Raw genomic sequence first — 1485 nt, forward strand, 5'->3', positions numbered from 1 at the left:
GCTTAGTGTTTCGCTTATTAGGGCTAGGCCTTAAAGAGCCTTCGTCAACTTCATTCATAGAGAAGTTACGCAGATTGATTGGCTTGTTCGCGACACGAGCTGCTTTAAGTAAAGATAAAACCGACTTAGGCATGCCGTCAGGTAAGTCTACCGTACTGAAGTTGTTGTATATCTCAATTTGTCCGATGTATTCGCTATCTAAATCAGCAGTGTTTGCGATAGCGCCGACGATATTGCCAGGTTTGACATTATCTTTATAGCCTACGTCCAAGCGGTAGCGAACCAGTTTAACATCTGGATGATCCCTTAGTGGGCGAGGAGCGGCTTTCAACTTATCCATACCGCCTCGGCTATCTCTTTCTCTTGGTTCCCTTGGTTCCCTTTCTCGCTCGGGTTTGTTGATCTTTCTATCGCTATTCGGATCAAGCAAGAAGGGACGATTACCATTATTGATATGAGCGAGTGCAGCAGCAATTTTGATCGGGTCTGCATGACTTTCTTCAATGAGCGTTTCGATGATCTCTTGGAAAAAGCTGGTGTCGTTAGACTCAAGTAGCTCCAGGATGTTTTTCTTGAACTGGTCTACGCGAATCTGATTAATGACATTCGCTGTCGGCACATCCATTCGTGTAATAGCTTGGCTCGTTGCCTTCTCAATAGAGCGAAGCATGCGCTTTTCACGTGGTGTGATGAAAAGTATTGCATCACCTGAACGACCGGCGCGGCCTGTTCGGCCAATTCGGTGAACGTAGGCTTCAGTATCGTAAGGAACGTCATAGTTGATGACGTGACTGATGCGTTCGACATCCAGACCTCGCGCGACAACGTCAGTTCCGATAAGGATATCGATGCCACCTTTCTTTAGGCGGTCTACTGTTTTCTCTCGGGCCGCTTGTGCTATATCGCCGTTTAGAGCCGCCGCCGAATAACCGCGAGCGTTAAGTTTTGACGCAAGCTCTTCGGTGGCAATTTTAGTACGTACGAAAATAATGACACCATCGTAGGTTTCCATCTCCAAAACGCGAGTCAAAGCTTCTAGCTTATCGATGCCGGAGGTCATCATATAACGCTGGTTGATGGTTTTTGCCGTCGCTGTTTTATCAGCGATTTTAATGATCTCTGGGTCTGTGAGGTGGTTCTGGGCTACTTTCTTAATCTCGCGAGGCATGGTCGCAGAGAATAGGGCGATTTGCCGATCCTCGGGTGTGTGTTCCAATACCCATTCAACATCATCAATAAAGCCCATGCGTAGCATTTCATCTGCTTCATCAAGTACTAAGGTTTTTAGGGTGTTGAGTTTCAGCGTCCCGCGTCGCATGTGATCCATGACGCGTCCCGGAGTGCCAACCACCACTTGTGCGCCGCGCTTGAGCTGGCGTAACTGGTTGCTATAGCTTTGGCCGCCGTAAATAGGAAGAACATGGAAGTTCTTCATGTGTTTCGCATAACTTTGACATGCTTCAGCAACCTGAATCGCTAGCTCGC

Annotated in this window: 1 protein-coding gene; it reads right to left on the bottom strand. The window is 47.7% G+C overall.

What is annotated here, in order from left to right; translation table 11 throughout:
• A partial coding sequence (locus tag A3757_RS21405) for a helicase-related protein (protein WP_369819589.1) occupies positions 1-1435 on the bottom strand: 1435 nt, incomplete at its 3' end.
• Between the last annotated feature and the right edge of the window lie 50 nt (positions 1436-1485).

Source organism: Oleiphilus sp. HI0117, assembly GCF_001635235.1.